This window comes from Clostridium sp. (genome assembly GCF_036639235.1).
Lineage (GTDB): Bacteria > Bacillota > Clostridia > Clostridiales > Caloramatoraceae > Clostridium_AB.
On record NZ_JAVWJB010000002.1, the window covers coordinates 100,300 to 119,660 of the forward strand.

General features: G+C 32.2%; 17 protein-coding genes and 1 riboswitch. Of the genes, 4 read left to right on the forward strand and 13 right to left on the reverse strand.

Features of this window, described 5'->3' with window-relative positions:
- Together RR539_RS01270 and deoC are read right to left on the reverse strand one after the other, a co-directional pair.
- Positions 1 to 2,376, reverse strand: a complete 2,376-nt coding sequence (locus tag RR539_RS01270; protein ID WP_332472812.1) for a Lon protease family protein — start codon at positions 2,374 to 2,376, stop codon at positions 1 to 3.
- Positions 2,377 to 2,566: 190 nt separating this feature from the next.
- Positions 2,567 to 3,241: a deoxyribose-phosphate aldolase gene (gene deoC / locus RR539_RS01275; RefSeq protein WP_332472811.1), complete on the reverse strand. Its 675-nt coding sequence runs from the start codon at positions 3,239 to 3,241 to the stop codon at positions 2,567 to 2,569.
- Positions 3,242 to 3,460: 219 nt separating this feature from the next.
- Between deoC and RR539_RS01280 the strand changes: the two genes are divergently transcribed.
- Positions 3,461 to 3,862 (forward strand): hypothetical protein, encoded by a 402-nt coding sequence (locus tag RR539_RS01280; RefSeq protein WP_332472810.1) that lies wholly within the window; start codon positions 3,461 to 3,463, stop codon positions 3,860 to 3,862.
- A gap of 79 nt (positions 3,863 to 3,941) precedes the next feature.
- Here the strand turns inward: RR539_RS01280 and RR539_RS01285 are convergent, their stop codons facing one another.
- Positions 3,942 to 6,569 (reverse strand): calcium-translocating P-type ATPase, PMCA-type, encoded by a 2,628-nt coding sequence (locus RR539_RS01285; protein ID WP_332472809.1) that lies wholly within the window; start codon positions 6,567 to 6,569, stop codon positions 3,942 to 3,944.
- 231 nt (positions 6,570 to 6,800) lie between these two features.
- Between RR539_RS01285 and RR539_RS01290 the strand changes: the two genes are divergently transcribed.
- Positions 6,801 to 8,432, forward strand: coding sequence for a putative manganese-dependent inorganic diphosphatase (locus tag RR539_RS01290; protein ID WP_332472808.1), 1,632 nt, complete (start codon positions 6,801 to 6,803; stop codon positions 8,430 to 8,432).
- Between the two features lie 119 nt (positions 8,433 to 8,551).
- Here the strand turns inward: RR539_RS01290 and RR539_RS01295 are convergent, their stop codons facing one another.
- The 6 genes from RR539_RS01295 to surE all read right to left on the reverse strand — a co-directional run bounded on the left by RR539_RS01295 (position 8,552) and on the right by surE (position 14,804).
- The gene (locus RR539_RS01295) at positions 8,552 to 10,456 is read right to left on the reverse strand and encodes a bifunctional 4-hydroxy-3-methylbut-2-enyl diphosphate reductase/30S ribosomal protein S1 (RefSeq protein WP_332472807.1); all 1,905 of its coding nucleotides are present in this window, start codon (positions 10,454 to 10,456) and stop codon (positions 8,552 to 8,554) included.
- Entirely contained in the window at positions 10,437 to 11,039 is a 603-nt protein-coding gene (locus tag RR539_RS01300; protein WP_332472806.1) for a lysophospholipid acyltransferase family protein, read from the reverse strand. The genes RR539_RS01295 and RR539_RS01300 overlap by 20 nt, the downstream gene beginning before the upstream one ends.
- 4 nt (positions 11,040 to 11,043) lie before the next feature.
- Positions 11,044 to 11,697: a (d)CMP kinase gene (gene cmk / locus RR539_RS01305; RefSeq protein WP_332472805.1), complete on the reverse strand. Its 654-nt coding sequence runs from the start codon at positions 11,695 to 11,697 to the stop codon at positions 11,044 to 11,046.
- 9 nt (positions 11,698 to 11,706) lie between these two features.
- A complete protein-coding gene (locus RR539_RS01310; protein ID WP_332472804.1) occupies positions 11,707 to 12,930 on the reverse strand; it encodes an NAD(P)/FAD-dependent oxidoreductase in 1,224 nt (407 codons plus the stop codon).
- Positions 12,931 to 13,051: 121 nt separating this feature from the next.
- Positions 13,052 to 13,930: a MurR/RpiR family transcriptional regulator gene (locus RR539_RS01315; RefSeq protein WP_332483335.1), complete on the reverse strand. Its 879-nt coding sequence runs from the start codon at positions 13,928 to 13,930 to the stop codon at positions 13,052 to 13,054.
- 115 nt (positions 13,931 to 14,045) lie between these two features.
- Positions 14,046 to 14,804 (reverse strand): 5'/3'-nucleotidase SurE, encoded by a 759-nt coding sequence (surE, locus tag RR539_RS01320; protein ID WP_332472802.1) that lies wholly within the window; start codon positions 14,802 to 14,804, stop codon positions 14,046 to 14,048.
- Positions 14,805 to 14,894: 90 nt separating this feature from the next.
- On the opposite strand from surE, the gene RR539_RS01325 reads away from it, so the two are divergent.
- The gene (locus RR539_RS01325; RefSeq protein ID WP_332472801.1) at positions 14,895 to 15,536 is read left to right on the forward strand and encodes a hypothetical protein; all 642 of its coding nucleotides are present in this window, start codon (positions 14,895 to 14,897) and stop codon (positions 15,534 to 15,536) included.
- A gap of 18 nt (positions 15,537 to 15,554) precedes the next feature.
- On the opposite strand, the gene RR539_RS01330 is transcribed toward RR539_RS01325, so the two are convergent.
- The gene (locus RR539_RS01330) at positions 15,555 to 16,259 is read right to left on the reverse strand and encodes a pseudouridine synthase (protein ID WP_332472800.1); all 705 of its coding nucleotides are present in this window, start codon (positions 16,257 to 16,259) and stop codon (positions 15,555 to 15,557) included.
- Between the two features lie 155 nt (positions 16,260 to 16,414).
- Positions 16,415 to 16,516: riboswitch (purine riboswitch) on the forward strand.
- A gap of 69 nt (positions 16,517 to 16,585) precedes the next feature.
- Between RR539_RS01330 and RR539_RS01335 the strand changes: the two genes are divergently transcribed.
- Positions 16,586 to 17,155 carry a xanthine phosphoribosyltransferase gene (locus RR539_RS01335; RefSeq protein WP_332472799.1) on the forward strand — a complete coding sequence of 190 codons (570 nt, stop codon included), beginning with the start codon at positions 16,586 to 16,588 and terminating at the stop codon, positions 17,153 to 17,155.
- Positions 17,156 to 17,193: 38 nt separating this feature from the next.
- Here the strand turns inward: RR539_RS01335 and RR539_RS01340 are convergent, their stop codons facing one another.
- From RR539_RS01340 to RR539_RS01350, 3 genes are all read right to left on the reverse strand, one after another.
- The gene (locus RR539_RS01340; RefSeq protein ID WP_332472798.1) at positions 17,194 to 17,865 is read right to left on the reverse strand and encodes a hypothetical protein; all 672 of its coding nucleotides are present in this window, start codon (positions 17,863 to 17,865) and stop codon (positions 17,194 to 17,196) included.
- Positions 17,866 to 17,999: 134 nt separating this feature from the next.
- Positions 18,000 to 18,797: a hypothetical protein gene (locus RR539_RS01345; protein ID WP_332472797.1), complete on the reverse strand. Its 798-nt coding sequence runs from the start codon at positions 18,795 to 18,797 to the stop codon at positions 18,000 to 18,002.
- A 65-nt stretch (positions 18,798 to 18,862) separates the two neighbouring features.
- On the reverse strand, positions 18,863 to 19,361 hold a 499-nt coding region (locus tag RR539_RS01350), incomplete at its 5' end, for an FAD-dependent oxidoreductase (RefSeq protein ID WP_332500166.1).

Below are 19,361 nucleotides of genomic sequence, written 5' to 3' on the forward strand. Positions count from 1 at the left end.
TTATTTTTTATCTCCCTTAGATGCTGAATATGCATCTAACTTATCTTTAACTCTTTCCTTAACATATAAATATACATGTCCTTGATACTTACTTAAAACATCACTTTGACACACTATTTCAAAAACCTCTTCAACCTTTTCAACTGCATACACATGGAAAAGACCATTTCTAATAGCCTCTAACACTTCCTGACTTAATATTAAATCATCAATATTTTGCTTTGGAAGTATTGCTCCTTGAGTGCCATCAAGACCAAATCTTTTACAAACCTCAAAGAATCCTTCTATTTTCTCGTTAACTCCTCCAACAGGTTGTACCATTCCCTTTTGATTAACAGAACCTGTTATCGCAATTGACTGACTTATTGGGGTATCTGATAGGCTAGATGTTAATGCTACAAGCTCTGCAAGTGATGCTGAATCTCCATCTACTCCTGAATATAACTGTTCAAAACAAATACTTGCTCCAAAGCTTATAGACTTATCCTTACCATAGGTTTCATTAAAATACCCTGATAAAACAAGTATTCCCTTACTGTGGATATTTCCACTCATATCAACTTCTCTTTCAATATTAACTATACCATCACTTGATGAATATGTTGCAATTGTTATTTTGTTTTGGCGACCAAATCTATAATCACCTATATCTAAAACAGAAAGTCCATTAATCTCTCCAACCTTATATCCATTAACATCGGTAATATACTTACCCTCTTCATACATAGCAAGTACCTTTTCACGATACATACTATGTCTATATTCAACCTTTTCAAGTGCATCTGATATATCATGTGCATCTATTTGAACCTTACCTCGTTTTTTCGTAAGCGAAGCAGCCTCTTCTATAAGATCTACTATTTTCTCCATTCTTGCTGAATAGTATTTCCTACTGTCAACAAGTCTTGCAGAGTATTTAAATATTATCTTAACCCCATCTCTAGTAATAGGTGGCAATGAGTTTTCACTACAATAGTTAGAAATAAATCCTAGAATTTTCATTGAATTTGACCCTGTATTTTTAATTTCTGTATCAAACTCTGCCTTAACCTTAAAGAACTCCCTAAAATACTCATCATTATCATATAAAAGATAATAGGTGTACATATTACCTAAAAGTACTATCTTAATATCAAGTTCAATATCATCAGGTACTAAATTGGTTAATGAAATTACGTCATACTGGCTTTTTAGGTTTTGAAGGCTTTGAATTGAGATTTTCTTGGTTTTAAGACTTCTCTTAAGAGCCATCCATCCACCATAACTTTTTAAAAGTGCCTCAGCCTCTATAACAAGGTATCCACCATTTGCCTCATGTAGACTACCTGGTTTAATCATTGAAAAGTCTGTTATAAGACCTGAGTGCTTATTTTCATATTCTATACTACCAATAAGGGAGCTATAGTCTGGGTTTTCCTCAAATATAACAGGTACACCCTCTTGGTCCTTATAGGTTACAAAAACATTTACATCATATCTTTTAAAGAAACTGTCATCAAACTCCTCTGAATCCTTTTCATCTTCATACTCAATAAATATCTCTATATATTCAATTATATCTTCTTGAAGGTCATCAAGGTAATCTAGTATATCCCTTGAATAACCATATAACATTTTTAGATTTTTAAAACTATCGTCCATTATAGCAAGAGAAACACTACTATCAAGGTCTTGTAGACGTTGTCCCATTTGCTTTTTAATTTCCTTAGTCTTTTTAATAACCTCAAGAGCTACAAGCTTAAGTTCTGAAACCTTTGCATTTATTTCTTCCCTTTCCTTCTCTGTTAAATCCTCGTATTCTTTTTCGCTCATTTCATCTTCATCATCACGAAGGGGAATAAATGCAAATCCTTCAGATGTATTTTTAACCTTAAATCCATTTAACCCTGCTTCATTTTGAAGTATATTCATAAGCTTTGATATTTTTTTCTTATACTTATCTATAATATCATTTCTTTCTCTCTCATAAATATTGTCAGTAAAACTTCTTGGCACTTCTCTATATAAAAGATTCATAAGTTCTTCTATATCTTCTTTAAATTTTGGAGCTTCCCCAGAGTGTAACCATAGTGCTCTAGGTTTGTAAGGATTAGAAAAATTATATACATAACACCAATCTTTTGGGGTTGGTAGGTTTTTAGCATGTGCTTTAAGTTTTTCTAAGATATAACTTTTTTTTCCTGTTCCCATACCCCCTGAAACAAAAATATTATACCCTACCCTATCCATAGAAAGACCAAACTCAACAGCATCAACTGCCCTATCCTGACCTATTATATCTCTGTAACCACTAATTTCCCTTGTAGAATTAAACTCTGGTAGAAAATCAAAATCCATTAGAAGATTTTGATAGGTTAGCTCATTTTTATTACGCATAATATCCCTCCCCCACCTTAATATAATATTCTACCTAAAAAATAATATCCTTATTTATGCAAGGTAAAAAATAAAACTCTTCTAAATATCATATTTGTTTCTCCTAATTTGTGTTACATAATATATTTGAAAAAATAAAAAAACTCTACTTTAAAGTAGAGCTTCTTAAATATATATTTAATTTTAAGGCTTAATATGCGTTTATTTTAGAATCTACTCCAATAATATTTAATGAATTACTTGTTCCAAGTCTAGTTGCACCTGAATTAATCATGCTTACTGCATCCTCATATGTTCTAACTCCACCTGAAGCCTTAACCTCAGATACTTCTCCTGAAATCTCCTTCATTAACTTAACATCTTCAATAGTAGCTCCTCCTGATGAGAATCCTGTTGATGTCTTTACAAAGTGCGCTCCAGCTTTATTTGATAGTTTAGTAGCTAACGCCTTTTCTTCCTCGGTTAAAAGTGCTGTTTCTATAATAACCTTAACAATGGCTCTATCCTTAACAGCATCAACTACTCTTTTAATATCATTATAAACGTAATCTTCATCCCTATCCTTAAGACGTCCTATATTAATTACCATATCTACTTCAGTAGCACCATTTTCCACTGCATCAATAGCCTCGTATTCCTTAACCTTAGTAGTTGTAGCACCTAAAGGAAACCCTATAACCGTACATACCTTAACAGGTGTGTCCTTAAGTAGGCTATAACACTTATTAACGTTACATGGATTAACACATACAGATGCAAATAGATATTTTTTAGCTTCCATGCAAAGCTTCTCTATTTGATCATATGTTGCCTCTGCCTTTAGTAGTGTATGGTCTATATACTTTGCTATCTCTTCTCTTTTCACTTGTTATCCTCCTTAAAAATAATAATATTTTTATAGTCTATTATATTTTACCCAATGTCTACATAAAATTAAACATAAACTATTTGACAAGTTAATACTTTACTCTTTAAAGTATATGCCCTATAATTTATTAGTATATACATATATTTATAGTTCTTTATGCTATAATTATAAAGAGGTATTATCTTATTTTATTAAATTGATAAAGGAGATTGAAACATGGGCTTCAAAGAAACGATTGCTAAAAAGTACGCTGATACTTACTATAAAAGATACGGTGATAGAATAACTCAGGTTCAAGGACACATTCTAAGTGTTAAGGTAACTTCAAAGTCATTCCTTGGAATTTTTAACATTCTTACTGCTGATATAGTTGTTAAACTTGATAGAAACAAGGCTATTGCAAGATGTCAGTACAAAATTAAGAAGTGGTTCAAAAAGCCAAGCTTTATGAATCTTGCACAGGGACACTCAGTTATTGTTCAAGGTGTTAAGGGCAAAAGAGGTAAGGAAAATAGTGATCTTATTTCAGTTGTTAACATTAGAAATCTTACTACTAAGGGAGACCTTGTTGCAGTAGATCAGAAAATTAAAAAGGTACAACAAAGACAATCAAAATAAAAGAACTCCTTAGGATAACCTAAGGAGTTTTTATTTTACCTATAACCAAAGTAAAGGAGTGCATCTGCACTCCTTTATATTATTTTCTATACCAAAATAAACTTGATATTAATGACATTACAAGTGAAAGTAGTAATACTACTCCCCAATTAAGTATTGATAATCCCTGGGTGTGGAATATTCCCTGCATTACAGGTAGGTAAACAATACCTAAAAGTAATATAAATGAAGATAATACTGCAAGAACTAAATATACATTACTAAATAAACCAAGATTAAATACAGAACTTCTTTCACTTCTACACTCAAATACATGGAAAAGCTGAGACATAACAAGTGTACAAAGTGCAACTGTTCTAGCAAGCATTAGGTTTCCATTCCAATAAACAAGTGTTACTGCAAAAGCAACTACCGTAGACATACCAATTAATGCTCCCCTTAAAACAATCTTACCCCAAAGCCCATCTGCAAAAATACCCTCATTCTTCTCCCTAGGCTTTTTCATCATAACGTCTTTTTCTGCTTTTTCAAGGCTTAAAGCCATTGCTGGAAGTCCATCTGTTGCAAGATTAACAAGTAATATTTGTATAGGAAGAAGTGGTATAGGAAGGCTCATTAAACTAGCAACGAACATTGTTAACACTTCACCTATATTACAGGATAAAAGATATCTTAAGAATTTTCTTATATTATCATATATAACTCTACCTTCACGAACAGCCTCAACTATAGTTGTAAAGTTATCATCTAGAAGAATCATTGATGATGCTTCCTTTGTAACATCTGTTCCCTGTATTCCCATTGAAATACCTATATCAGCTTCCTTTATAGCTGGTGCATCATTAACACCATCCCCCGTCATTGCAACAACTTGTCCTTTTCTCTTAAAGGCCTTTACTATTCTATACTTATGAGCAGGTGACACCCTAGCAAATACTCTTATTCTATCAATACTATTATCTAGCTTTAAGTCGCTCATTTTATCAAGTTCTTCACCTGTTACAACTAAACTATCCTTATCTACCATTGAAAGCTTTTCAGCTATAGCATAGGCTGTTAACTTATGATCTCCAGTAATCATAACAGGTGTAATTCCAGCTAATCTACATTCGAGTATAGCATCCTTAACCTCTTCCCTAGGTGGGTCTATCATACCAACAAGACCTAGAAAAACTAGATTATCTTCAACTATAGAATCTGAATCCTTATATGCAAGTGCAAGCACTCTTAATGCTTCCTTTGCCATAGAGTTACTAGCCCCAGCTATTTTTTCCTTCATTTGAGCAGTTAGTTTTATAACCTCTCCTCCAATGTTTGCATAACTACATCTTGAAAGCACCCTCTCAGCTGCTCCCTTAGTAAACACTATGCTTTGAGATGAGTTTTTACAAAGTACAGACATCATTTTCCTATCTGAATCAAATGGATTTTCACGTATTCTTCTATATTTATCACATAATTTATCATTACCAAATGCTTTTTGGCATAGAACAACAAATGAAATTTCAGTAGGGTCTCCAATATACTTACTAGTAAGCCCTCCCCTTGATGGTTCAGTATGTGCATTATTACATGCCATACCACATTCAAGTAGCATTTTAAGAGTTATATCACTTTCTATATTTACCCTTGCAGAATTATATGTTATTTTACCACTTGTATCATATCCACTACCTGTTACCTCGTAGGTTTTATCAAGTGCATAGATTTTCTTAATTGTCATTTTATTTTGTGTTAATGTTCCTGTTTTATCTGAACAAATAACCTTAGTACATCCAAGTGTTTCAACGGCTTGAAGCTTTCTAACTAATGCTTTTTTCTTCATCATTCTTTGTACACCTAGTGCAAGGGATACAGTAACAATAGCAGGAAGACCCTCTGGAATCGCTGCAACAGCTAATGACACCCCAACAAGGAACATTCTATAGACATCTTCTCCTCTAATAATACCCGTAACAGTTACAACTCCACATACTATTAAACATCCGATAACTAAAACCTTACCTAGGTTATCAAGCTTTTCTTGAAGTGGAGTTTGCTTAGTTTCTATTTCTCCTAGCATACCTGCAATTTTACCCATTTCAGTTCCCATACCCGTAGAAATAACCCTAGCTCTTCCACGACCAGCAATAACGCTACATCCCATATAAAGCTTATTTTTATCACTTACATTTGAATTTTGTTTATGTACAAACTTTTCGACTGGAACAGATTCTCCAGTTAATATAGATTCATCACTTTGAACCGAGAATCCGTTAACAAGTATACAATCAGCAGAAATTCTATCTCCTGCCTCAAGTTCTAAAATATCACCGAGGGCTACTTCCCTAGCGTTAATTGTACATATCTTACCGTCTCTAACAACCTTTGCAGTTGGTGCTGAAAGATTTTTTAAAGCCTCAAGTGACTTTTCTGTTTTAAATTCTTGAACAAATCCTAAAATTGCATTAAGTAAAATTATAATTAATATGGTTACAGCATCTGCCTTCTCCCCCATGAATCCTGATATTAGGGTTGCACCTAAAAGCACCCATGTCATAAAATCATTAAATTGAGATAATAAAATTTTAATCAATGATGTCTTTTTCTTCATTTCTAGTTCATTATAACCATTTGCTTCAAGTCTTTTTGCAGCATCCTTTGAAGAAAGACCTTGATTAAAATCAATTGGGCTATTATTTAAAATGTCATCCTTTTGTAGCCTCATTTAATTCCACCTCCTAAGTCATATTATTTATTTATATTAAGTAAACTTCTAACTTAGAAGTAAACTTTACAAAATAGTATATTAAAGTAGTCCCTTGTGTTATAATAAAAATGTTATTCTGAAGTAGGTTTGTCTTAAAACGCTATTAAAGATATATGCAGAATAATTAATACTATGCTAAATTTAAAATTTTAATTATAAATTACGATTTTTATCGGAGGTGCCTTTTAAATGAAAGATCTTATTTATATAACAGGGCATAGAAGTCCAGATACAGACTCTATTTGTTCAGCTCTGTCATACGCTAACCTAAAAAGAGAATTAGGATTTAATGCTAAGGCTGTTAGACTTGGAAACGTTAGCCGTGAAACTCAGTTTGTACTAGACTACTTTAAGGTAGATGCTCCTGAGTTTATTGAAACAGTTAAGCCTAAAATATCAGAACTTAATATTGATAAAACAGAAGCAATAAGTGAAAATACAACAGTTAAAACTGCATTTGCTATTATGAAAGAAAGAGATGTTAAAATCCTTCCTATAGCTGATGAGGATAATAAACTTGTTGGAATTACAACTCTATCAGATATGGCTGCAAAGTATATTGGAACACTAGAAACTAATGTACTTCAAAAAAGCAATACATCTAAAGAGAATATTATTGAAACTTTAGATGGAACTATAATATGTGATAGTGACTCACTTGAGACTTCAGGTGAAGTTATTATAGTTGCTATGTACCCAGATGATGCTAAGAAATTCATTAACAAGGGTGATATAGTAATTACAGGTAATGTTGGAACTAGCCAACTTGCTGCTATTCAAAATGGAGCTTCTATTCTTATAGTAACTGGTGGTTTTACTGTTGATTCAATGATAATTGAAGAAGCTAAAAACGCTGGAACTATGATTATTAGCACTCCATTTGATACATTTACTGCATCAAAGTATATTCACCAAAGTATTCCAGTATCATATGTTTCAACTCCACTTGAAAATATTGTTGCATTTAAGGAATTTGAATTTGTTGAAGATGTTAAGGATGCTATGAGTAAAACTAGATTTAGAAGCTATCCTGTTATTGATTCAAAGGGAGTTATTAAGGGATTCATCTCAAGATATCACCTTATGACTCAAAACAAGAAAAATATTATACTAGTTGACCACAACGAAAAAGCTCAATCAGTAAACGGTATTGATGATGCTGAAATTCTTGAGATTATTGACCACCACAGAATTGCAGATGTTCAAACTGCAAAGCCAATAATTTTTAGAAATGAAACTGTTGGATGTACTTGTACAATCGTAGCTAAAATGTACTTCGAAAACGACGTAACTCCATCTAAAGAGTTTGCTGGACTTATGTGTTCTGCTATTTTATCAGATACGCTTAAGTTTAAATCACCTACTTGTACAGAAACAGATGTTAAGATTGCAACTAAGCTTGCTGAAATTGCTGGTATTAACATAGATGAATATGCAATGGAAATGTTTAAGGCTGGTACATCACTTAAGGGTAAAACAGCTGAAGAAATATTCTATCAAGATTTTAAAGACTTTAAATTAGCTGGATTTAAGATAGGTATTGGTCAAGTTAATACTATGGATATAGATGGACTTGGTGACACTAAGCTTGAAATAATTGACTTTATGGGTAAGCTTTGTGAAGAGAAGGACTACAATATAGTAACCCTAGCTTTAACTGATATTATTAAAGAAGGGTCAGAGCTACTATTTGTTGGACCTGATAAGGATATATTATCTCAGGCATTTAATATAGATGTTTCAGGAACAAGTGCTTACCTTCCTGGTGTTGTATCAAGAAAGAAGCAAATAGTTCCTCCTATATCAACTGTTATAGAATAAAATTATAGGTCGATTTCAAAATAATAATTTGAGATCGACCTTTTTTTAATATTATGGACTTATATACTTAATAAGGCTGCTAACATGGTCAGCAACCTTATTACCTTATTAAACTAATTTTATTCTGCGTCTTTAATTGATAGTTCAACTTTTTTCTTATCAAGGTCTATATTAATAATCTTAGCCTTAACAATTTGTCCAATTGAAAGCGCCTTGTCTACCTTATCAACTCTTTCATTTGATATCTTAGAAATATGAATTAAACCATCTACTCCCTCAACAACCTCAACAAATGCTCCAAAGTCAGTAAACCTTAATACTTTAACTTCTAAAACATCATCAACCTTATACTTTTCAAGCATAGTTTCAAATGGCTGCTTTTCAAGCTTTTTCATGCTTCCTGAAACCTTCTTACTATCCTTATCAACTCTTAAAATCTCTGCACTAGCCTTGTCACCAATCTTATAGTGCTTTGATACGTTAATATTTCTAAGCCATGAAATTTCAGCCTTAGGAACAAATACATCTACTGCACCTATATTTATAAATAAGCCAGCTTCAATTATTGCCTTAATATTACCTGTAATTATCTTACCTTCTTCAAGTGTTTCAAATGCATTTGCAACATCTCTTTGCCTTTTCTCTTCAAGAATCTCTTTTCTAGAAACTATAATTTGAATGTCACGTCTTTCTTCCTTAATCTCATTAATTCTAACCATTAACTTCTTATTAAGAACTTCTTCCCTATTCTTAGTTCCTGAAAGTGATGCAGGCATAAATACCTTAAATCCATTAAACTTACCTGAGTATCCACCCTTAACTTCCTCAAGCATAGTAACTTCTACTTCCTCTTCTGATTCTTTAAATACTCTAATTTTATCTATTTGTCCCTCTTTTTCAAGTGAAAGTCTACTTAATACAACGTTACCTTCTCCATCGTTCATTCTAACAACTTCAGCTTCAATAACATCGCCACTCTTAAACTTACCAATAAAGCTATCACCACATGATGGCATATTGTTAATATCTATTATTGCGTCTGATTTATAACTAATATCAAGGTACATAACTCTTTCCTTAACGCTCATAACAGTTGCGTTAACCTTAGTTCCTACCTTAATGCTATCTAGCATATCAAAATACATATTAAACTCATCGTCTGATATCTCTTCTTTTTGTTTTTCTATGTTCATGTCTATTTCTAAAGACTTAATTTTCTTAATTACTCTATCTATAACATAATCTGGTGTAGAAGCACCTGCTGTAATACCAACTACTTTACATCCTCTAATTGAGTCAAGGTTTAACTCTTCTTCTGTTTCAATAAAGTATGAGTTTTCACAGTTTTCCTTTGAGATTTCAAAAAGCTTTCTAGAGTTTGAGCTTTCCTTGCCTCCAACAACAATCATAGCGTCTACCTTAGATGATATTTCACGAGCTTCTGACTGTCTTTCGTCTGTAGCACTACAAATAGTATCAAAAATAACTGTTTCCTTAGCTACTCCTATAAGTGAAGAAACTATTTCCTTCCACTTAACTCTGTTAAATGTTGTTTGTGCAACTATGCAGATTTTACCGCCTTTAACACCCTCAACATCTTCTATATTTTGAACAATAAATGACTCTTTACACCATCCACTAATTCCCTTAACCTCAGGATGGCTTGGATCACCTATAATTATTATCTTATAACCTTCATTTGATTTCTTTTCAGCTATTCTGTGAATATTCTTTACAAAAGGACAAGTAGCATCTATTATGTTAGCACCCTTATCTTCTAGGGTTTTAATTTCTGATTTTGAAACTCCATGGCTTCTTATTACAACTCCAAGGTCTTTCTTTGCATCCTCAAGGTTATCAAGTATAGAAACACCCTTTCTTGAAAGGTCCTCTACTACTTGCTTATTATGTATTATTGGTCCATATGTTTTAACCTCATTGTCTACACTAGCTAAGTTAACCTTATCTATTGCATTTTTTACTCCAAAACAAAATCCTGCGCTTTTAGCTATTAATATTTGCATTGTCTTCCTCCTTCTCTAAGCCTCTAATCCTATCTAAGACCATTGAACTTAAAGCTTTATAGTCCTCACTTGTAAGCTTTTTATCTATGCCCTCTAAAAGGTTTATCGGCTTTCCATAGGTTATAGTTATGGTAGAAAATCTCTTAAAGCTTGATTTTATATTTACAGGAACAACTGGTTTTTGAGATTTAACAGAAAGCATAGCAACACCAGACTTTGCCTGTGAATCCTCGTCTTGCTTAACTCTAGTGCCCTCTACAAATATCCCAATAAGCTCTCCTGACTTTAAGGCCTTTATACTGGTTTTTATAGCTGCAATATCAGCAGCACCTCTTTTAACAGGAATCATACCTGACCCACCAAATATAAATTTCCCTATAAAACTTTTAAATAATTCTGCCTTAGCCATAAACCTAACCTTACGTTTGCAAGTAGTTGCAAGTAAAAAAGGGTCATAATTACTTAAATGATTTGCAGCAAGTATGGCTCCACCTTCAGGTATATTTTCATATCCTTTTACAACTACCTTAAATTTAAGTTTAAGATATATATTAACAGAATTCTTTACTATCCAATATATCAATTTTCTATCTCCCTTCAATTAGGGATATCATTTCACTAACTACCTCATCAATACTTTTGGAAGTAGTATCAACAAGTATAGCATCCTCAGCTTGACAAAGAGGGGTTACCTCTCTTGTCATGTCAACCCTATCCCTTTCTTTTATATCGTTTATAACATCTATAAGGCTTACATCCATTCCTTTTTCTTTAAATTCTCTATATCTTCTCTCAGCTCTTTCCTCAACGCTAGCTGTTAAGTAAATCTTAGTTGAAGCATTTTTAAGAACCCTAATCCCTATGTCCCTACCATCCATTATAACACTTTTTTCTGATGCCATGCATCGCTGCATATTAACAAGTTCATCTCTAACTAAGCTTATCTTAGCGATACTTGAAACATTTTCGCTAACATAGGGTGTTCTTATTTCTTCACTAACATCTACACCGTCAAGATAGACCCTTCCATTTATTAGGTCTATTTTTGTTTCACCTAATATATTCGTAATTTTTTCAATATCGTCTATCTTAATATTGTTATTTAAAACCTTAAGTGTTAGTGCTCTATACATCGCACCTGTATCTATATATTCTAAATTAAGTTTTTTAGCAACCATCTTACATATTGTGCTTTTGCCAGCCCCTGCTGGTCCATCTACAGCTACTACTATTTGACTCATAGTCTCCTCCTAACTATTTACTCCTGCACAGTATCCTGTTGAAAAGGCTACCTGCATGTTAAATCCACCTGTTAGCGCATCAACATCTAAAAGTTCCCCTGCAATAAATAGACCACTTACAATCTTTGATTCCATTGTTGATGGGTCTACTTCCTTAACATTTACTCCACCCCTAGTTATAATCGCCTCTGCTAGAGGTCTTGTTGACACAATTGTTAACTTAAATGCCTTAATTAAACTTATAAGATTTCTTCTTTCTTCCTTAGTAATAGAATTTGTCTGCTTATCCTCATCAATTCCTGATAAATTAATAATTATTGGAATTAACTTTTTAGGTAATAACTCATCTAAGGAATTTTTAAATTGCTTGTTTTTGTACTTATCAAAATCCTTTATAATTCTCTTATCAAGCTCTCCCTCTGTTAAAGCAGGCTTTAAGTCAATATAAAACTCAACTTCCCTTGGAAGAATATCGCTTATTTTTCTACTTGCTGATAATACTATAGGACCTGATAGACCAAAATGGGTAAATAGCATCTCCCCAAAGTCTTTATGGATACTTTTACCCTTATGCTTAATATTAATTTCAACATTTTTAAGTGCCAGTCCCATAATATCCTGAACAAATTTTTCCTTTGTTACAAGTGGCACAAGTGATGGCTTAATATCTGTTATCTTATGTCCACATCTTTTAAGTATGTCATAACCGTCTCCAGTAGAACCTGTAAGAGGATATGAAGCTCCTCCTGTTGTTATAATAACGCTATCTGCTGCTATCTTTCTTCCATCTTCAAGAATAATACCCTTAGCAGAACCATCTTCTACAATAATATCTTCAACCTTTGATTTAAGCATAATTTTAACAGAATTTTCTTGTAGATACTTCTCAAAACATCTGATAATATCACTTGACTTGTCTGATTCAGGAAATACTCTATCTCCCCTCTCAACCTTAAGCTTAACACCTTTAGATTCGATCATGTTCATAACATCTTGATTCGTAAATGTATATAGTGAACTATACATAAATATACCATTACCTGGAATGTTTTTTATAATATCTTCAACATCTTTATTACTAGTAACATTACATCTTCCCTTACCTGTAATAAACATTTTTTTGCCTATTTTATCGTTTTTTTCTATTAATAATACTTTATTTCCCTTTTCAGCTGACTTAATGGCTGCCATCATGCCAGCTGGTCCAGCCCCAACTACAACTACCTGTTTCATTTATTCTCCTTATAAGACCAAAAAGCCTTTTTTATTTTTAAAAACTATATTTACAATAACATAAATCCCCTAAAAATTGAAGAAGTAAAAGCAAGGGAAAACCCTTGCTTTTACAGTGAATTTATAGTGTTGTTTTGTTTTTATATGTGTACACGTTATACTCATCCCATATGCTTTCAAGTGTCTCAAAGGTCTCAGAAACCTTATCCTTCTCCCTAATACTTACTGCTACAATCAATGCGTTAATAACGCTTAATGGTGCTACTAGTGAGTCAACAAATGAAGCCATATTACTTTGTGCTATTAATGTATGGTCTGCACTTGATGCTAGTGGTGAAAGTAAGCTATCTGTAATAGCTACAACCTCTGCATTTTTGCTCCTTGCAAACTTAAGTGCTTCAACTGTAGTACTTGAGTATCTTGGAAACCCAATTCCAATAACAACATCTCCCTCTTTAACTCGAAGTAGCTGTTCAAAAACATCACTAACTCCATTAGAAATAAGGTTAACGTTATCAAGTACTAGGCCTAGATAAAACCCTAAAAAGTCTGCTAGTGCCTCTGAACTTCTATATCCAACAATGTATATTCTATTCGCTCTAAAAATTGAGTTAACAACCTCTTCAAATGTAGTATCGTTAATTTTTTCTAGTGTTGCTCGGATATTTTCCATATCAGCCTTTAAAACGCTTTTTAAAACGTTTTCTTCACTAATATAATCACTTGATAATTCTATTCTTTGAACAGATGTTAATTTAGTCTTAATCATTTCCTGAAGTGCTTTTTGAAGCTTTGGATATCCACTGAATCCAAGTTCATTGGCAAATCTAACAACTGTAGATTCACTTACACTAACTGTTTGACCAAGTTTCGCCGCTGTCATAAATGCAGCCTTATCATAATGTTTTAAAATGTACTCTGCAATAAGCTTTTGTCCTTTACTTAACCTTGGAAACTTAAGCTGTATTAGCTTCATTAAATCCTGTCTATTTTGTTCCATAATCCAACCATCCTTCTTGATGTGGTATTAAAAATGTTAAATTGTTACGCTTAAATTATATAAAAAATGCAATATCATTTTAACATTTTTTCATTTACAATGCAAGAAAGACGTCTTAATGTTTCATCCAGCTACTAACTTTTTCTATTGTATTGAAATTTGTTAAGTCATAATTTAGTGGGGTAACTGTTATGTAACCATTGTTTATGTAATATATATCAGTACTTTCAGTTATATCATCCTTAGGATAACAAATATTTAAATACCCTTTTTCTCCTTTTTCATCTTCAACAACTTCATAGCAACCTGAATAAATCTTATTTCCCAAATTGCAAACTTCAATTCCTTTTATTTCACTTTTTGGTATATCTGGAAAGTTAACATTTAGTACTGTTTTATAATCTAGATTATTTTTTATTGCCTTATTTATTATTTCCACTGCATATTCTGCACATTGAATAAATCTTTCTTCACTTTCTACTTCACCGTTAAAAGATAATGCAATTGAAGGCTTTTTTTGCATAGCTCCTTCTATTGCAGCTGAAACTGTTCCTGAATAAAGTACATCAGAACCTAGATTCGATCCTATATTAATTCCTGAAATAACCAAATCTATATCCTCATCTAGAAACTCAGTGGCAATTTTTACACAATCAGCTGGTGTTCCATTTATACTGTATACCTTTGATTTTATTTCATGTAAATTAACTTGATTTGCATATAGGGTCTTTTTAATAGTTATAGAGTGGCTACATGCACTTCTTTGACTTGAAGGTGCTACTACTATAACCTCATGGTGCTTTTCAAGCTCTTTTGTTAGATAATATATTCCCATTGCATTATATCCATCGTCGTTTGTTATTAATATTTTCATAAAAAACTCCTTTTAATTAAATAATTTTTTTAAAATCCATCCATACTATATAAAAATACAGAAATTTCTCCCTCTGAAAGGATGACTTTTATGATACAAATAGACGATGCCGGAAGTGGCAGTCTAGTTGGTGGTACAGTAATCGGCTTAATTAGGGTAGAAACTGGAGATTATTATCAAGAGATAATCCCTATTAAGTGCTTTAAGTCCCCTAATTTTGAGGAAAAGAAATATGATGAGTACTCTACCAAAATCATAAAAAGGGGATTAAAAGAACTTAATGTTTCTAAGGAAGAACCTATAGAAATATGCCAAGGTTATATGTTTAACACAGCTAGAAAATACCTAAAGGATTCTGGTTATAATTTTGATTCAACTAAGATTGGAGAACCTCTACAAACTATTATAGAAGAGTCTTTTACAGACTACTGTGTAGGTCTTGGCATTCCACTTAATTATCTTGATTATACTAAGTATCCTTTTCACTTTCATAGGATGCTTAAATGGGTTTTTGCCGACTATAAAACCCGAGAAAAACTATGCAAAACAGCTTGGCGCAGCTGGGCTAAACACAAAAATATCGAAAAAATATTTTCAACAGACGAGGTCTATTCTGGAAGGTATTACTGCCTGAAATGTGGTAATCAAATATCTGTTCCTTCTAAAATTAAGGTTTTAAAATATACTACAGATAAAGAACACACTCTATACCTTCACCTTGCTTGTAACTAAAGGGATGTTAATCTCCTTTTAGTTACTAAGTAGGGCTACCTCCTCACTTGTAAGATTTCTGTATTCACCTACTTTAAGTCCCCCTAGGGTTATCTCCCCTATTTTTATTCTTTCAAGTGTAATTACGGGGTGGTTAATTGCAGCACACATCTTTCTAACCTGTCTATTACGTCCCTCATGTATAACAATTTCAAGCATTGAATTATTCTTATCTTTTTTAACTATCTTAACCTTAGCCTTACTTGTTACATAGTCTTCTATTTTGAGGCCGCTTCTAAACATCTCAAGTTCCTCTTCTGTAGGATGCCCCTTAACATAGGCTCTATAGGTTTTAGTCTTCTCATTAGATGGGTGTGTTAACTTATACGCAAAATCTCCATCATTAGTTAGAATTAATAGACCTGATGTATCATAATCAAGTCTTCCAACAGAAAAAACCCGTTCCTTAAGATCAATAATATCTACTACGGTTTTTCTATTAAATTGATCCTTAGAAGATGTTATAATCCCTGTTGGTTTATTAAGAATTATATAAACCATCTCTTCTTGAACCTTTAAAACCCTGCCATTATATTCAACAACATCTTCATTTTCATCTATCATAACTACTTGATTAACTACTTCTCCATTAACCTTTATAAGTCCACTAAATATAAGCTCTTCTGCTTTTCTTCTTGAACATACACCACACTTTGCAATGTACTTTTGTAATCTTTCTTTCATTTTACTTCTCCTAAAATTTTATGCTTATGCTATTATACCAAATAAAATGATTTTGAAATATACTAACAATTTTTTGCAATATATTATTAACAAATTAAAAATATTTAGAATTGGTTGTTGATTTATTTTAAAACTTGGTTTAATATGAGTAATAAGATTTTAAGAAATATTTTTCTCGTATATGCTTGATAATATGGTTCAAGCGTTTCTACTAAGCAACCAATAATTGCTGGACTACGGGGCTTCTTTATAATACAAATGATTATTAAGTAGCCCCCTACATTTTTTGTAGTGGGCTACTATTTTTTTTAGCTAGGAGTGATAATATGAAACTATTAAAAGACAGAATAATTAAAGACGGTACAATTTCAGAGGGTAATATATTAAGAGTTGATAGCTTTGTTAATCATCAAATTGATGTTAACCTTCTAAATGAGGTTTCTAAGGAATTTAAGAGAAGATTTGAAGGTACGAAAATCACTAAAATCCTTACAATTGAAGTTTCAGGTATTGCTATAGCATCTATTGCTGCACAGTATTTTAACGTTCCAGTTGTTTTTGCTAAAAAGCACCAAGGAATTAACCTTGACCCTGATAGCTATGAGTCACATGTTTTCTCATATACCAAGAAGCAGCCATACACTATTAAAGTTTCTAAGAAATATATAAATGAAGATGATCACCTACTTATAATAGATGACTTCTTAGCAAGTGGTAGTGCTATGTGTGGTCTTATTGATATTGTAGAACAGGCAAATGCTACAATATCAGGAGTGGGTATATTAATAGAGAAAAGCTTCCAGGAAGGTCGTAGCATCCTTGAGGAAAAAAATATTCAAACTGAATCATTAGCTATGATTAAGTCCATTGAAAACGGTAAAGTAGAATTTATATAAAAAGCAAGGGACTTGGTCCCTTGCTTTATTTTCATATTTTACTTACTGTAGTACCCTTTTTTAATAAGCTTCTCTACATGTTCATCGAATATTTTTTCTATATTTATATTATATCTTTCCTCCATACTATATAGAAGATTAAAGCAATATTCAACAATAGAAAACAGTTCTAATACATACTTCTTATTGGATTCATTTTTATCAATTACTGGTATTTCACCATTGTCTCCAATAAACTTCCCTAGCTGGGCTATTCTACCCATTGAAAATATAATAAAGTTCATTGTCCTTTCAAGTGTTGTTTCACAGTTAGTAGGTGCAAAGTATACATATCTACAGTTTTCCTTAAGCTCAAATATACTTTTGTTTTTATATGTACTTTCTTCCTTGCCCTTAATATACTCGCTAAAAACACTTTCAACATTAACACCATTGTTTTCAAAGACAAATAGCTGGGATGCACATACCTGTGCAATATCCATAATTTCACCTAGTACATTGTTAAGCTTTAGCTTATATTCTTCACGTAGCCTATATACTTCCTTATCGCTTAGAAGCAAACAGTTAGTATTATTTTTATCCTCGTATTCACGAAGTTCCTCAATAGACTGGCTACATTCTGCTATTTCTTCAACCAATTTTTTAAATGTTGTTTGTTCATTAGGCTTTAATAGGTTTAGCTCTGGTAATTTCATTATATAATAATTCATAATTATACTCCTAATACTTAGTAAATTTCTATATGGTTATTATGTTATTATTCATAGAAAATTTCAATATATTTTGTGAAATACTGTAAATAATAAAGGGTATTTTCTAAAATATATTAGAAAATACCCTTATACTATTCTTGAATATTATTAATTATAGTTACAATCTCCTCAAGCTTTTCTTCCTTTTCCTTTTCAAGCTGTATTTCTAAAGCTTTTTTTTCTTCCTCATCGATTACCTCGTTTATATTGTTTGATACAAACATTGTTCCTTCACTACTTTGTCCACTTGGTGTGCCTACAAAACTACCCTGCATATAATTATTTCCTTCTATACTTTGAGTATTCCCTTGTTCAATACTTGCCTGCATTGTTTGCTGGTTTGCCTGATTTAACATAATATTCCCACTTGTTGCAGCAAGTATCATTTTTTCAAGGCTCTCAAGTGTTAACTGTCCTGTATCAGCTGTAGATTCACTTATAAGTCTACTTTCTACTTCAAGTTTATCAAACTTAATTAAATAAAGTATATGGTTATATACCTTTCTATTATCAATAACTTCAAAAAAGGCATCAAGAACACTAACATCTAGATTAGTAACATCCTCTACCCCCTCTGGCAAATAGGTATATGCTATAAATGGAAGGTTTAAAACAGTTCTTTGACTTCTTTCATGTGACCTTTCACTATATATTAATGAATATATTTTTCTAGCATATATGTTAAGCACCTTACCAGCAGGTGTATTTAATATTTTTTTCTCTATGGCTTCTATTTCAATAATAACTTTATTTAAATGTCTAATCTTCCCCTTACTTTTAGGTAAAAATACAGGTCCATTTTCCCAGTAACTCATTACAAATCCGTCATCAGATATTCCGTCCTTTAGATCAACGCCTTCAATTTCAATATTATTTCTAACGTAAGTCATAACCTCACCTATTTACTTAATATAGTAATTATTATTCTACTGAACATGCTTTTATACTTATTTAACTATAATAGTTTTTTACTAAACATGTTATTTAACATAAGTGATGAAACTCTTCCTTCTATTTCATCTATATCTACTGTATAAAGTCCAAGTTCAACCATTCTTTTAAAATACTCAGAACCTGCAAATGTATACCTTTTGCGGGCACCATCTAAACTTTCCTTGTTTTCATTTTCAAATGCAATAATATCTCCTACTGAAAGTTCCCTTGGAAGAAGGGCAATATCAAGTCCCATTCCATATCTTACAGCATTATATCCTGCAAGTGTTCCTGTAACTATAGCCTCTGTGTGACCAACAAAAAGTCCTGCCTTTTCTCCTCCAACAAATAAATTATCAATTCCATCTACCTTAAGAGCATTATCCCTTGGTGCCATTGATAAATATCTAATAGAGTTTGCAATACCACCTGCATAAGGGTCCTCATATCTAGCAGTTTCAAGCCCCTTAAGCTTTCTAAGTTTTTCAACTGGATAATAGCTTGTCATAAGCTTAGCATGT

Bases quoted from the DNA above. Each gene is read 5' to 3' on its own strand.
- RR539_RS01325 (WP_332472801.1), top strand. From the start codon at position 14,895: ATGATACAAATAGACGATGCCGGAAGTGGCAGTCTAGTTGGTGGTACA.
- RR539_RS01290 (WP_332472808.1), top strand. From the start codon at position 6,801: ATGAAAGATCTTATTTATATAACAGGGCATAGAAGTCCAGATACAGAC.
- surE (WP_332472802.1), bottom strand. From the start codon at position 14,804: ATGAAAATATTAATAACAAACGACGATGGATATAATGCAATGGGAATA.
- RR539_RS01310 (WP_332472804.1), bottom strand. From the start codon at position 12,930: ATGAAACAGGTAGTTGTAGTTGGGGCTGGACCAGCTGGCATGATGGCA.
- cmk (WP_332472805.1), bottom strand. From the start codon at position 11,697: ATGAGTCAAATAGTAGTAGCTGTAGATGGACCAGCAGGGGCTGGCAAA.
- RR539_RS01330 (WP_332472800.1), bottom strand. From the start codon at position 16,259: ATGAAAGAAAGATTACAAAAGTACATTGCAAAGTGTGGTGTATGTTCA.
- RR539_RS01315 (WP_332483335.1), bottom strand. From the start codon at position 13,930: ATGGAACAAAATAGACAGGATTTAATGAAGCTAATACAGCTTAAGTTT.
- RR539_RS01280 (WP_332472810.1), top strand. From the start codon at position 3,461: ATGGGCTTCAAAGAAACGATTGCTAAAAAGTACGCTGATACTTACTAT.
- RR539_RS01270 (WP_332472812.1), bottom strand. From the start codon at position 2,376: ATGCGTAATAAAAATGAGCTAACCTATCAAAATCTTCTAATGGATTTT.
- RR539_RS01295 (WP_332472807.1), bottom strand. From the start codon at position 10,456: ATGCAAATATTAATAGCTAAAAGCGCAGGATTTTGTTTTGGAGTAAAA.
- RR539_RS01345 (WP_332472797.1), bottom strand. From the start codon at position 18,797: ATGACTTACGTTAGAAATAATATTGAAATTGAAGGCGTTGATCTAAAG.
- RR539_RS01285 (WP_332472809.1), bottom strand. From the start codon at position 6,569: ATGAGGCTACAAAAGGATGACATTTTAAATAATAGCCCAATTGATTTT.
- RR539_RS01335 (WP_332472799.1), top strand. From the start codon at position 16,586: ATGAAACTATTAAAAGACAGAATAATTAAAGACGGTACAATTTCAGAG.
- RR539_RS01340 (WP_332472798.1), bottom strand. From the start codon at position 17,865: ATGAATTATTATATAATGAAATTACCAGAGCTAAACCTATTAAAGCCT.